This is a genomic window from Variovorax sp. 770b2 (assembly GCF_900115685.1).
Taxonomy (GTDB): Bacteria; Pseudomonadota; Gammaproteobacteria; order Burkholderiales; family Burkholderiaceae_C; genus Variovorax.
Genome location: NZ_FOXJ01000001.1, coordinates 1,860,216 through 1,872,414, shown reverse-complemented (window position 1 = coordinate 1,872,414; position 12,199 = coordinate 1,860,216). Strand labels below are relative to the sequence as shown.

Sequence of the window (12,199 nt, the reverse complement as noted above, 5' to 3'; positions counted from 1 at the left end):
GGTGGTTGCCGTCGGCCTCAGCGCTTCTTGGAACCGAAGATCCCGCCGAGCACGCCGCGCAAGATCTCCTTGCCCACCGAGGTGCCCATGGTGCGCACCGCCGACTTGGCCATGGTCTGCACCAGGCCGTCGCGCTTGCCGCCGCGCGGGCCCGTGCTGCCGAAGATCATGTCGTTGAGCATGCCGCCCATGCCGGAGCCGGACTCTTCGGCCGCCTTGCCCACCTGCGCCTTGGCCGCAGACGCGTCAGGCGCGGACTCGGCGCGGCCCTTGAGCTTTTCGTAGGCCGATTCGCGGTCCACCGTCTTCTCGTACACGCCGGCGACGAGCGAGTTGGCGATCAATGCCTTGCGCTGGTCGGGCGTGATCGGGCCGAGCTGGCTGCCCGGCGGCAGCACGAACACGCGCTCGGTCACGCTCGGGCGGCCCTTCTCGTCGAGGAAGCTCACCAGCGCCTCGCCGACCGCGAGCTCGGTGATGGCCGTCTCGATGTCCAGGCCGGGCTTCTGGCGCATGGTGGTGGCTGCCGCCTTCACGGCCTTCTGGTCGCGCGGGGTGAAGGCGCGCAGCGCGTGCTGCACGCGGTTGCCGAGCTGCGCCAGCACCGTGTCGGGAATGTCCAGCGGGTTCTGGGTGACGAAATACACGCCCACGCCCTTGGAGCGCACGAGCCGCACCACCAGTTCGATGCGCTCCACCAGCGCCTTGGGCGCCTCGTTGAACAGCAGGTGGGCCTCGTCGAAGAAGAAGGCCAGCTTGGGCTGGTCGGGGTCGCCGATTTCGGGCAATTGCTCGAACAGCTCCGACAGCATCCACAAGAGAAAGGTCGCGTACAGGCGCGGCGAGTTCATCAGCTTGTCGGCCGCCAGCACGTTGACCACGCCCTTGCCGCCCACCGTCTGCATGAAGTCGGCGATGTTGAGCATCGGTTCGCCGAAGAACTTGTCGCCGCCCTGGGTCTCGATCTGCAGCAGGCCGCGCTGGATGGCGCCCACGCTGGCGGCGCTGATGTTGCCGTACTGCGTGGTGAACTGGCTCGCGTTTTCGCCCACGTACTGCAGCATGGCGCGCAGGTCCTTCAGGTCGAGCAGCAGCATGCCGTTGTCGTCGGCGATCTTGAACACCAGGTTCAGCACGCCCGCCTGGGTTTCGTTCACGTCGAGCATGCGGCCCAGGAGCAGCGGGCCCATGTCGGAGACGGTGGCCCGCACCGGGTGGCCCTGTTCGCCGAACACGTCCCACAGCGTCACGGGGCAGGCGGAGGGCTCGGGCACGTCGATGCCGCGTTCTTTCAGCGTGGCGGCCAGCTTGTCGCCGACGGCGCCTTTCTGGCTGATGCCGGTGAGGTCGCCCTTCACGTCGGCCATGAACACCGGCACGCCGATGCTGGAGAGCTTCTCGGCGATGGTCTGCAGGGTGACCGTCTTGCCCGTGCCGGTGGCCCCGGTGATCAGGCCATGGCGGTTGGCGAGGCTGGGGAGGAGGGCGCACTCGATGCTGTCGTGGCGGGCGATCAGAAGGGGGTCTGCCATGGAGGGCTCCGGGTCGTATCGAAGCGGGTAGTCTAGGGCCTGTCCACCCTGTGCAAGGGGGTCGCGTTGCTCGCCACAGCCCGCCCATCAAGGCGCGTGACGCCGTGCGTGCGTCCGCACGCACAAGGAACGCAACGCCCAGGGGCGGGCTGTGGCGAGCTTCCCTCCGGGTTGCTTCGCAAAGGGGCCGTCTGCGGCGTTGCCCACGCTTGCAAGGCACCAGCCTTGCTGTGCGCGGGCGCCTTGCAGCCAGCCCCTTTGCGAAGCAACGCGACCCCCTTGCACAGGGTGAACAGGCCCCAAGCAGCACTCCTATAATCCACGGCCGCACGAAGGTTCAGGAAAAAGTTTTCAGGAGGTTTTTTTGTCATCGACTGCTCAGCCCCCCATTCCCGCCACTGGCGATGCGTCAGAACAGTCGCCGATCGAAAAAGAACTCGCCGTACTGCTCGTGAACGCCCTCAACCTCGAGGTTGCACCCGAGGACATCGTCCCCACCGATCCGCTGTACGGCGAAGGTTTGGGGCTTGACTCCATCGACATCCTCGAAGTCGCGCTCGAAGTCTCGCGGCGCTACGGCTTCCAGCTGCGCTCGGACGACGAGCGCAACCAGCAAATCTTCCAGTCGCTGCGCACGCTCGCGACCCACGTCGCCCAGCATCGCAGCGCTTCCTGACGATGTCACGATGGCGACTGGCGCTCCTGCTGCTGGTGGGAGTGGCCTATGCCGGCCTCTCTCACTGGATGACCCTGTTCCACGCCACCGAGCCGTGGGCGGTGGTGGTGTTGCTCGGCCCGCTCTGGCTTGCGGCCATGGGCTTTGCCGCAAGCTGGTTCGGCCGCTGGGGCTTTGCCGCCGCGGCGGCGCTGGGCATCGGCGGCTTCGCGCTCGTCTTCCTGGGTGAGGCGGGCGATCCGAACCGCCTCTATGTGCTGCAGCACGTGGGCATCAACGGCGCGCTGTGCGGCTGGTTCGCCTCCACGCTGCGCGGCCGCGGGCTGCCGCTGATCACGCAGTTCGCGCAGCGCGTGCACCCGCTCAAGGGGCACATGCTGTCCTATACGACCCACCTCACGCAGGTCTGGACCGTGTATTTCGCGGTGGTGGTCGTGTCGTCGATCGTGGTCTACCTGACGATGCCGTTCTCGGCCTGGTCGCTGCTGGCCAATGTGCTGTCGCCGGTGTCGGTGGCCCTGCTTTTCGTGGGCGAGCACCTGGTGCGCTACAGGCTGCACCCCGAATTCGAGCGCACGCGCCTGGTCGATGCGGTGCGCGCCTTCTACGGCACCTCGTCGGTCGACAACGGCGCCGGCCCCCGGTGACACAGGCGCAGCCCGCGTGACGACAGACACCCACTTCCTGCCCCTGCTCGCGGACCGCGACCCCGACGCTCCCCTGGCCTGGCGCGCCGGCGTGCCCGTGAGCACCCGCCAGTTCCTGGCCGACGTGGCCCGCTTCGCGCCGGTGCTGCCGGCCGAAGGTCCCGCGGTCAACCTGTGCATCGACCGCTACGCCTTCGCCGTGAGCCTGGGCGCCGCGCTGGTGCGCGGCCATGCAAGCCTCCTGCCGCCCGATGCGCGAGCCGACACGCTGGCGCGGCTGGTCGAAAGCCATGGCACCGGCCTGTTCGCGCTCACCGACGACACGAAGCTGCAGACGCCCGGCATGCAGCGCGTGCTGATCGAAGACCGCTCCAGCCTCGAAGGCGATGCGAGCGCGACCGTGCCCGCGTTCGACGGCGCGATGCACGCAGCCAGCCTGCTCACCTCGGGCTCCACCGGCGCGCCGCAGCCGCATGCCAAGACCTGGCGCACGCTGGTGGGCGACGTGGCCGTCGCCGTCGAGCGACTCTGCCGCGTGCTGGAGCGCCCCACGCTCGAAGGCCTGACGCTGGTTGCGACCGTGCCGGTGCAGCACAGCTACGGGCTCGAATCGTCGGTGCTGCTGGCGATGCTGGGCGGCGCCGCTTTCGAAAGCGGGCGGCCGTTCTTTCCGGCCGACGTGGCGCAGACGCTGGCCTCGGTGCCGCGCCCGCGCGCGCTGGTGACCACGCCGTTCCATCTGAAGACGCTGCTGCTCTCGGGCATCGCGCTGCCGCCCGTGGACCTGATCCTCTCGGCCACAGCGCCGCTGTCGCCGCAACTTGCGCTGCAGGCCGAAGAGGCCATGGGCGCGGTGCTGCTCGAAATCTACGGCAGCACCGAGTCGGGCCAGGTCGCCACGCGCCGCACGACCGACAGCGAAATCTGGGAAAACTTCGGCCAGATCCGCGTGCACGCGGAGCCGGGCGAGGCCGATGGGCCCGAGCGCTTCATCTTCGAGGGCGACTTCCTGCCCGAACCGACGCCGATGGCCGACGTGCTCGAGCTGCTGGACGACCGGCGCTTTCGCCTGTTCGGCCGCGCGAACGACCTGATCCACGTGGCCGGCCGGCGCAGTTCGCTGGCCCACCTGAACTACCACCTGAACAGCATTCCCGGCGTCGACGACGGCGCCTTCTGGCTGCCCGACGAAGTGGCCGACGGCGTGGTGCGGCCGGTGGCCTTCGTGGTCGCGCCCACGCTGGCGGCGGGCGCGATCGTCGCGGCGCTGCGCCAACGCCTGGAGCCGGTGTTCGTGCCGCGCCGGGTAGTGCAGGTGAAGTCTTTTCCGCGCGAAGGCACCGGCAAGCTCACCGTGCGGGCGCTGCGCGAATTCGCGCTGGCGCAACTCGCGGAAGACGACACGCCGGTGAAGATCGGCCACACGGTGCCCGTCGACCATCCTTCTTTCGCCGGCCATTTCCCCGGCCAGCCGCTGCTGCCGGGCGCGCTGGTGCTGGCCGAGGTCATGGAGGCCATCCAGCGTGTGCCGGCGCTGGTCGCGCGCCTGGGGACGACGCCGACGCTCGCGGCGGCCAAGTTCCTTGCGCCCGTGCGGCCCGGGAGCACGCTCTGCATCGAACTGCATCCGGAAGCCGGTGCCGGCCGCGGCGTGCGCTTCGACGTGCGCTGCGACGGCGTGGTGGCTGTCAGCGGCCGCTGGACGGCCGTGCAAGAGTCCGCGTCATGAAGCACACCGACGCTGAAACGCGCGCCGTCAACGAGGCCGCCCAGACCGCGCAGAAGAGCGGCTGGACCCAGGCGCCCGAGCGCAGCAACATGCTGGCGCTGCGCTTCATCTGCTTCATGGCCCTGGTGTGCGGGCGCCATGTCACACGCCTGCTGCTGCCGCCGATCAGCCTGTACTTCCTGCTGTTCGCGCCCGTGCCGCGCCGGCAGATCAAGCGCTACCTGTTCCGGGCCATCGGCCCGCACGCCGGCTGGGTCGACGGCTACCGGCTGCTGCACGCGTTTTCGTCGACGGTCCTGGACCGCGTGTACTTCCTGCGCGGGCGCATGGATCTCTTCAAGCTGACGATCGAAGGCAACGTTCCGCTGGAAACCGAGGCGGCCGAAGGGCGGGGGGCTTTCCTGCTCGGCGCGCACGTGGGCAGCTTCGAGGTCATGGGGGCCTGCAAGCACCAGACCCAACAGCACGACCTGCGTCTGGCGATGCTGATGTACCCGGACAACGCGCAGCGCATCACCGCCATCCTCAACAACATCGCGGTGCCCCAGATGCGGCCCCACGTGATCTCGCTCGGCCGGCCGCATTCGATGCTCGCGCTGCGCGACTGGCTCGACGGCGGGGGCCTGGGCGGCATGCTGGCCGACCGCACGCTGCCGGGCAGCGAAGAGCAGCCCTCGCACCACCGCGGCAACAACATCGTGCTGCCGTTCCTCGGGCAGCCCGCCACCTTCAACGACGGGCCGTTCCGGCTCGCGGCGCTGCTGCGCCGCAAGGTGTTCTTCATGGCCGGCCTCTATGGCGGCGGTGCCCGCTACGATGTCCGGTTCGATCCGCTGGCCGACTTCGCAGAGCCGGCCGCCGACGCCGCGGACCGCGAGCGGCGCATCCGTGCCGCCGTCGAGGCCTACGTCGCACGCCTGGAGGCGCTGTGCCGCGCTTATCCGTACAACTGGTTCAACTTTCATGATTTCTGGCTCGAAGATGCGGCTTGACCGGCTTTGCAAGGTGTTCGTACTCGCGGTGGCTTTCTGCGCCGCGCCGGCGTGGGCGTTCGACCTGCCCGAGCTGATGGGCCTCCTGGCCAAACAGAAGAGCGGCGAGGCCCGCTTCACCGAACAGCGCTTCGTGCATGGCCTGGAAGGCCCGCTCGATGCGAGCGGCACGCTGAGCTTCGATGCCCCCGACAAGCTCGTGCGCCGCACGCTGTCGCCGCGCATCGAGACCATGGCCGTCGACGGCAACACGCTCACGCTCTCGCGCGGCGGCCGCAACCGCACGCTGGCGCTGGACAGCATGCCCGAGCTGCTCGGCCTGGTGGAAGCCATGCGCGGCACGCTGAGCGGCGACGGCGCGACGCTGCAGCGCTACTTCAAGAGCACGGTGACGGGCGCGCCGGGCCAATGGACGCTCGACCTCGCACCCATGGACAGCCGGCTGGCCGCGCAGGTGCGCAGCATCCGCATCAGCGGCCGCGCGAGCGACGTGCTGGGGCTGGAGATGGAGTTCGTCGGCGGTGACCGGTCGGTCATGAACATCTCGCCGAACGCGCCGGCGCCCGCGCCCGCCGCCGCTGCTCCGTCCGGCGCGGCCGGACGCACCACCCCGTGACTGCCGTGACGGCGCCAGAGGCGGGCGGCCCGCCGAGCTGGCGGCGCAGGGCGGTCGTGCTGCTGGCATGGCTGCTGGTGCTGGTGTGCGGCGCGGTGGTCATCGCGCGCACGCAGATCGGCGCCGATCTCTCGGCGTTCCTGCCCAAGAGCCCCGACCTGCGCCAGCGCGTGCTGATCGAGCAGCTGCAAAGCGGCGTCGCCTCGCGCACCCTGATGCTGGGCTTCGAAGGCGGCAGCGCCGAGCAGCGCGCCACGGTGTCGCGCGCGGTGGGCAAGACCATGCGCGAGAGCCGGCTCTTCGACCTGATCCAGAACGGCGACGTCGGCGACTGGAGCGAAGCCGGCACCTGGGTGTTCCAGCACCGCTACCAGCTGTCGCCCGGCGTCACGCCCGGGCAGTTCACCGCCGGGGGCCTGCGCGACGCAATCAACGAGACGCTGTCGATGCTCGGCACGCCGGCCGGCAACGTGATCAAGCCGTTCCTGGACCGCGACCCGACCGGCGAGACGCAGCGCATCGCCATGGAACTGGTGCCCGCGAGCGCGCCGCGCAGCGAAGACGGCGTGTGGATGTCGCGCACCGCGCCGCGCGCGCTGATGATCGCCACCACGCGCGCCGCCGGCAGCGACCTGGACGCGCAGGCCGTGGCCATCGCGAAGGTGCACGCCGCGTTCGACGCCGCCACGCGTGACATGGGTGAGGCGAAGCCCAAGCTGCTGTTGAGCGGCCCGCCGGTGTTCTCGGTGATGAGCCGCGACAAGATCAAGACCGAAGCCATCCACCTGGCGATCGTCGGCGGCATCGTGATGGGCGCGCTGCTGCTGTTGGCCTTTGCCTCGCCGCGCGCGCTGCTCATCGCCTTCTTGCCGGTGGCGACGGGCGTGGTGATCGGCACCGCGAGCGTGAGCCTGGTGTTCGGCTCCGTGCACGGCCTCACGCTGGGATTCGGCAGCACGCTGATCGGCGAGACGGTGGACTACGCCATCTACTACCTGATCCAGGCGCGGGGCGCATCCGTGGCCGGCACCGGCTGGCAGCGCTGGCGCGACCTGAACTGGCCCACCGTGCGGCTCGGGCTGCTCACCTCGGTGTGCGGCTTCGCGGCGCTGGTGTTCTCGGGCTTTCCGGGGCTCGCGCAACTGGGCGTGTTCTCCATTGCCGGCCTGATCGCCGCCGCGCTGGCCACTCGCTACGTGCTGCCGATGCTCGCGCCCGACGGCGCGACCGGCATGGGCATGCGCAGGTACATGGCGCAGGTCGCCGGCATGCTGGTGCGCGGCCTGCCGCGCCTGCGCTGGCCGCTGGCCGCGCTCGGCGTGGCCGCGCTGGGGCTGGTGCTGTGGCAGGGCGGTCACCTGTGGCGCGCCGACCTGGGCGCGATGAGCCCGGTGCCCAAGTCGGCCCAGCAACTGGACGAGATGCTGCGCAACGACATCGGCGCGAGCGACGGCGGCGTGCTGGTGGTGGCCTACGGCGACGACGAGCAGGCGGCGCTGCGCAACACCGAAGCGGCGGCAGCAAAGCTCGACGCGCTGGTCGACACGGCCGAGCTCGGCGGCTACGAGGCCGTCACGCGCGTGCTGCCCAGCGCGGCCGCGCAGAGCGCGCGCATCGCGAGCCTGCCGGATGCGGCCACGCTGCAGGCCAGCCTGGCCGAGGCCACGAAGGGCCTGCCGCTGCCGGCCTCGCGGCTCGGGCCTTTCCTGGCCGATGTCGAGGCGGCGCGCAAGCTCGCGCCCGTGCAGCGCGCCGACCTGGCCGGCGGACCGCTCGGCTCCGTGCTGAACACGCTGATGTACCAGCGCCCGGGCGGCGGATGGGCGACGCTGCTCGTGCTGCATCCCGGCCCGAAATTCGACCAGGGCCGGCTCGAAGCCGCGCTGGCGGGCACGACCGACGTCCAGGTGGTCGACGTCGGCCGCGAACTCGCGAGCCTGTACCAGCGCTATCTGCACGAGGCCTTCGTGCAGGTGCTGCTCGGCGCGCTGGCGGTGGTGGTGCTGCTGGGCATCTACCTGCGCTCGTGGCGCCGGCTGCTGGCCGTATGCCAGCCGCTGGTGTTCGCGGTGATGCTCACGCTGGGCGGCATGGCGCTTGCGCAGGCCGCGCTCGGCATCCTGCACCTGGTGGGGCTGCTGCTGATCGTGGCGGTGGGCTCGAACTACGCGCTGTTCTTCGACCAGCTGCGTACGACAGGGCGGGCGGACGAAGACACGCTGGCTTCGTTGATGCTGGCCAACTTGACGACGGTGGTGTCGTTCGGCTTGATTGCGATATCGGACATCCCGGCGTTGTCGTCGATCGGTCGCGTGGTCGCGCCGGGCGCGTTGCTGGCACTGCTGCTGTCGGCGGCCTTCGCCCGGCACGTGGCGCCCACGCCCGCTTCGCCCGCACGGCGCACCTGATGGGAAAATCCGCCGCCATGTCTTCCGCAACCGCCACCCCCGAATCCTGGCCCTGGCCGCCGGCCATGCGCGCCAGCGCGGCCTGGCATGTGGCGGCCATCGGCGCGGGCGTGCTGGTGCCGGGCGCGTGGCCGTGGGCCATCGGCGCGATCGTGCTCAATCACGCGCTGATCACCGGTGCCGGGCTCACGCCGCGCAGCAACCTGCTGGGCCCCAACGTCACGCGGCTGCCCGAAGCGGCGGCCGCCCGCCGCGAAGTGGCGATCACCATCGACGACGGCCCTGAGCCCGAAGTCACGCCCCGCGTGCTCGACCTGCTCGATGCACATGGCCAGCGTGCCACCTTCTTCTGCATCGCCGAGCGCGTGCTCGCGCATCCGGAACTGGCGCGCGAGATCGTGGCGCGCGGCCACAGCATCCAGAACCACACGGCGCAGCACCGGCACAACTTTTCGTTCCTGGGGCCGCGCGGCTTCGCCAGCGAGATCGCACGGGCGCAGGACATCCTCGCCGAGGCCACCGGCCAGCGCCCGACCTGTTTCCGCGCGCCAGCCGGGCTGCGCAATCCGTTTCTCGAACCCGTGCTGCACCGCCTGGGCCTCTCGCTCGTGAGCTGGACGCGCCGCGGTTTCGACACCCGCGAAGGCGACCCCGCCAAGGTGATGGCGCGCCTCGCCCGCCACCTGCAGGCCCGCGACATCCTGCTGCTTCACGACGGCAACGCCGCGCGCACCGCTGAAGGAAAACCCGTTTTGCTGGAGGTATTGCCCTTGTTGCTCGAACGCCTGCGCGCCGATGGATTGCGCGCCGTGACCCTGCCCGAAGGGCTGAAGTCGTGAGTGCCGCGATGTTGTCGTCCACGGACAACGCGTGGCGCGAGCTGCACGAAGCCGCGACCGTTCCCTACAAGAAGGGCGGCACCTTCGCCTGGCAGTTCGCGCGTGGCAAGCTGGGGCGCGATCCGGTGTTTCGCGGGTTGCTCGAGCGCGGGCTGATCGATGCGCAGCATCGCCGCGTGGTCGACATCGGCTGCGGACAGGGCCTCTTCGTGAGCCTGCTGGCGTCGATGAGCACGATGCAGCAGCAGGGGCGCTGGCCGACCTCGTGGCCGAGCACGCCGGCCGCTGCGGACTACACCGGCATCGAACTGATGCCCAAGGACGTGGCGCGCGCCGAGGCGTCGGTGGGTCATCTGCAGCCGACACCGCGCCTGGTGTGCGCCGACATGTGCTCGGCCGCCTTGCCCGACTGCGACCTGGTCGTGATCCTCGACGTGCTGCACTACGTGGACCTCGCGGCGCAAGAGGGCGTGTTGACGCGGGTGCGCGATGCGCTCCGGCGCGGCGGCAACCCGAAAGCCCGCTTGCTGCTGCGCGTGGGCGATGCGTCGAGCCGCCGTGGTTTCGCGATCAGCCAATGGGTCGACCGCACGGTCACGCGCATCCGCGGCCACAAGGTCTCGCCGACCTGGGGCCGTCCGCTGGCCGAATGGACGGCGCTGCTGCAGCGCCTGGGTTTCCGCGTGCAGGGCATTCCGATGAGCGAAGGCACGCCCTTCGCCAACGTGCTGCTGGTGGTCGACCTGGAGGCCGCCGCTTGACGGCGCCGCAGACGCTCGACCGCGCGGGCATCGCCGAGCGCATTCCACACAGCGGCAGCATGTGCCTGCTGGAGCGGCTCGACGGGTGGGACGCGGAAGTGATCCGCTGCAGCACGACGACCCACAGGCTGGTGGACAACCCGCTGCGCACCGCCGGCGGATTGCTCGCGCCGAACGCCATCGAATACGCGGCGCAGGCCATGGCGCTGCATGGCGGATTGCTGGCCACCGAGGGCGGCACGCCGTCGGCTGGCTTTCTGGCGAGTGCGCGCAACGTGCGGCTGGCCGTCGCGCGGCTGGACGACATCGAAGGCGCCTTGCACGTGCAGGCCAGGCGCCTGTCGGGCGACGAGCGGCAGATCCTCTATGAATTCGCGGTGAACGCCCACGACGGCCGCACGCTCGCCGAGGGCCGGGCCGTGGTGGTCCTGAACACGCCGCTGGCAACAGAAAGCAGGGGATCATGAGTCTCGAAGGAAAACGTGCGCTGATCACGGGCGCCAGCGGCGCACTCGGTGCCGCCATGGCCGAGCGGTTTGCGCGCGACGGCGCGACGGTGCTGCTGCACGCGAATTCGCGACCGGAAGCGGTCGAGCAGCTGGCGGCTTCGATCGCGGCGGCGGGCGGCAAGGCGGAATGCCATGTGTTCGACCTGCGCAGCGACGAGGCCTCGGCCGCCGCGTGCGCGCGCATCCTGGAAGGCGGGCCGGTCCAGATCCTGGTCAACAACGCTGGCGTGCACGACGACGCGGTGCTGCCGGGCATGCGCGCCGATCAATGGCACAAGGTGATCGACGTGTCGCTCAACGGCTTCTTCCGCGTGACGCAGCCTCTGCTGCTGCCGATGATGCGCACGCGCTGGGGACGCATCCTGAACATCTCCTCGGTGTCGGCGATCACCGGCAACCGGGGCCAAGTCAACTACGCCGCGGCCAAGGGCGCGCTCAACAGCGCGACCAAGGCGCTCTCGCTCGAGGTGGCGTCGCGCGGCGTGACGGTCAATGCCATTGCGCCGGGGATCATCGCCTCGCCGATGGCGGACGCCGTGTTCGATCCCGCGGTCATCAACCAGATGGTGCCGGTGAAGCGGGCAGGGACGCCCCAGGAGGTGGCCGCGCTGGCTTCGTTCCTGGCCAGCGACGAAGCGGCCTACATCACGGGGCAGGTGATCTCGATCAACGGCGGGATGATCTGAACCTGCCGCCGGGCGCTCTGCACAGGATGCCCGGCAGGGCTTACAGCGGCAGCGTGTCGAACGCTGCGTAGGCCGTCGCCAGCCACGACTTCACCCGCTGGCGCTCCAGCAGCCCCAGCGCGTGGACTCCTTCGCGATCGTTCACAGCCTTCCAGAAGCTCGTGTTCTGTGCATCGATCTTGCGCATGCTGGCTTCATGCAAACGCGGCAGGGCAATGACACGCGCGCCGTTCGCGTTCGCCTTGGAGAGCGACTGCGACGCCAGCAGCATGCCGAAGTCGCTGCCGCGCCCGTAGTTCTGCACCACGATGTAGTTGGGCCGGTTGCCGAAGGTGTCGATCAACGTGCCCAGCAGGTCTGTGGAGTCCTTGCCGTCGTCCAGCACGTGCCAGAAATTGACGGTCACGCCGATCTCGGCGAACACGTCGAAGAGGTCCGACTCCTTGATCCAGCGCGACAGCGGCGCCAGTGTCTGGGCCGCGAGGTCGACGATCACGCTCTGCTTCGGGTTGCTCTCGAAGCCGTTCACGACCGTGTCGAGTCCTTCGTAGCTGTCGACCACGACGGGCGAGGCAAAGCCTTCGTAGAAGCGGGTGAACGAGCTGTGCGAGCGGTCGGTGTCGAAGCCCGTGAAAGGGCGGCTGCGGTCGATGAAGTACTGCGCCAGCACGCGCGCCGTGACCGACTTGCCGACACCGCCTTTTTCGCCGCCGATGAAATTGATGGAGCTCATGAGTTGCTGCTGCCTCGAATGGGTTGAGGGGTGAAGGGCTGAATCATTCTAGGGGTCGCGTTTTTCGGTTG

The 12,199-nt window shown here is 69.7% G+C and carries 12 protein-coding genes; 10 read left to right on the top strand and 2 right to left on the bottom strand.

Annotated elements, in window-relative coordinates:
• Positions 1-17: 17 nt before the first annotated feature.
• The gene (locus BM133_RS08495) at positions 18-1,532 is read right to left on the bottom strand and encodes a helicase HerA-like C-terminal domain-containing protein (protein WP_093432975.1); all 1,515 of its coding nucleotides are present in this window, start codon (positions 1,530-1,532) and stop codon (positions 18-20) included.
• 364 nt (positions 1,533-1,896) lie between these two features.
• On the opposite strand from BM133_RS08495, the gene BM133_RS08490 reads away from it, so the two are divergent.
• From BM133_RS08490 to fabG, 10 genes are read left to right on the top strand one after another with little or no spacing between them, the layout of a single operon-like run.
• Positions 1,897-2,208, top strand: coding sequence for a phosphopantetheine-binding protein (locus BM133_RS08490; RefSeq protein ID WP_042578247.1), 312 nt, complete (start codon positions 1,897-1,899; stop codon positions 2,206-2,208).
• 2 nt (positions 2,209-2,210) lie between these two features.
• The gene (locus BM133_RS08485) at positions 2,211-2,855 is read left to right on the top strand and encodes a COG4648 family protein (RefSeq protein WP_093432973.1); all 645 of its coding nucleotides are present in this window, start codon (positions 2,211-2,213) and stop codon (positions 2,853-2,855) included.
• A 16-nt stretch (positions 2,856-2,871) separates the two neighbouring features.
• Positions 2,872-4,584, top strand: coding sequence for an ApeI family dehydratase (locus BM133_RS08480; protein WP_093432972.1), 1,713 nt, complete (start codon positions 2,872-2,874; stop codon positions 4,582-4,584).
• Positions 4,581-5,576: an acyl-CoA synthetase gene (locus tag BM133_RS08475; protein WP_093432970.1), complete on the top strand. Its 996-nt coding sequence runs from the start codon at positions 4,581-4,583 to the stop codon at positions 5,574-5,576. The genes BM133_RS08480 and BM133_RS08475 overlap by 4 nt, the downstream gene beginning before the upstream one ends.
• Positions 5,548-6,192, top strand: coding sequence for an outer membrane lipoprotein carrier protein LolA (locus tag BM133_RS08470; RefSeq protein WP_256219096.1), 645 nt, complete (start codon positions 5,548-5,550; stop codon positions 6,190-6,192). Before BM133_RS08475 ends, BM133_RS08470 begins: the two co-directional genes overlap by 29 nt.
• On the top strand, positions 6,189-8,600 hold the full coding sequence (locus tag BM133_RS08465; protein ID WP_256219095.1) for an MMPL family transporter: 2,412 nt from the start codon (positions 6,189-6,191) through the stop codon (positions 8,598-8,600). The genes BM133_RS08470 and BM133_RS08465 overlap by 4 nt, the downstream gene beginning before the upstream one ends.
• On the top strand, positions 8,600-9,439 hold the full coding sequence (locus BM133_RS08460; protein WP_093432966.1) for a polysaccharide deacetylase family protein: 840 nt from the start codon (positions 8,600-8,602) through the stop codon (positions 9,437-9,439). Before BM133_RS08465 ends, BM133_RS08460 begins: the two co-directional genes overlap by 1 nt.
• A complete protein-coding gene (locus tag BM133_RS08455; protein WP_371286312.1) occupies positions 9,436-10,200 on the top strand; it encodes a class I SAM-dependent methyltransferase in 765 nt (254 codons plus the stop codon). Before BM133_RS08460 ends, BM133_RS08455 begins: the two co-directional genes overlap by 4 nt.
• Positions 10,197-10,667, top strand: coding sequence for a hotdog family protein (locus tag BM133_RS08450; protein ID WP_093432964.1), 471 nt, complete (start codon positions 10,197-10,199; stop codon positions 10,665-10,667). The genes BM133_RS08455 and BM133_RS08450 overlap by 4 nt, the downstream gene beginning before the upstream one ends.
• Positions 10,664-11,395, top strand: a complete 732-nt coding sequence (gene fabG, locus BM133_RS08445) for a 3-oxoacyl-ACP reductase FabG (RefSeq protein ID WP_093432962.1) — start codon at positions 10,664-10,666, stop codon at positions 11,393-11,395. The genes BM133_RS08450 and fabG overlap by 4 nt, the downstream gene beginning before the upstream one ends.
• A gap of 40 nt (positions 11,396-11,435) precedes the next feature.
• Here fabG and BM133_RS08440 read toward each other — a convergent pair whose 3' ends face one another.
• Positions 11,436-12,128 carry a P-loop NTPase family protein gene (locus BM133_RS08440; RefSeq protein WP_093432960.1) on the bottom strand — a complete coding sequence of 231 codons (693 nt, stop codon included), beginning with the start codon at positions 12,126-12,128 and terminating at the stop codon, positions 11,436-11,438.
• Positions 12,129-12,199 lie beyond the last annotated feature (71 nt).

Coding starts and splice junctions, on each gene's coding strand:
- BM133_RS08470 (WP_256219096.1), top strand. CDS start 5,548: ATGATTTCTGGCTCGAAGATGCGGCTTGACCGGCTTTGCAAGGTGTTC.
- BM133_RS08460 (WP_093432966.1), top strand. CDS start 8,600: ATGGGAAAATCCGCCGCCATGTCTTCCGCAACCGCCACCCCCGAATCC.
- BM133_RS08495 (WP_093432975.1), bottom strand. CDS start 1,532: ATGGCAGACCCCCTTCTGATCGCCCGCCACGACAGCATCGAGTGCGCC.
- BM133_RS08440 (WP_093432960.1), bottom strand. CDS start 12,128: ATGAGCTCCATCAATTTCATCGGCGGCGAAAAAGGCGGTGTCGGCAAG.
- BM133_RS08475 (WP_093432970.1), top strand. CDS start 4,581: ATGAAGCACACCGACGCTGAAACGCGCGCCGTCAACGAGGCCGCCCAG.
- BM133_RS08485 (WP_093432973.1), top strand. CDS start 2,211: ATGTCACGATGGCGACTGGCGCTCCTGCTGCTGGTGGGAGTGGCCTAT.
- fabG (WP_093432962.1), top strand. CDS start 10,664: ATGAGTCTCGAAGGAAAACGTGCGCTGATCACGGGCGCCAGCGGCGCA.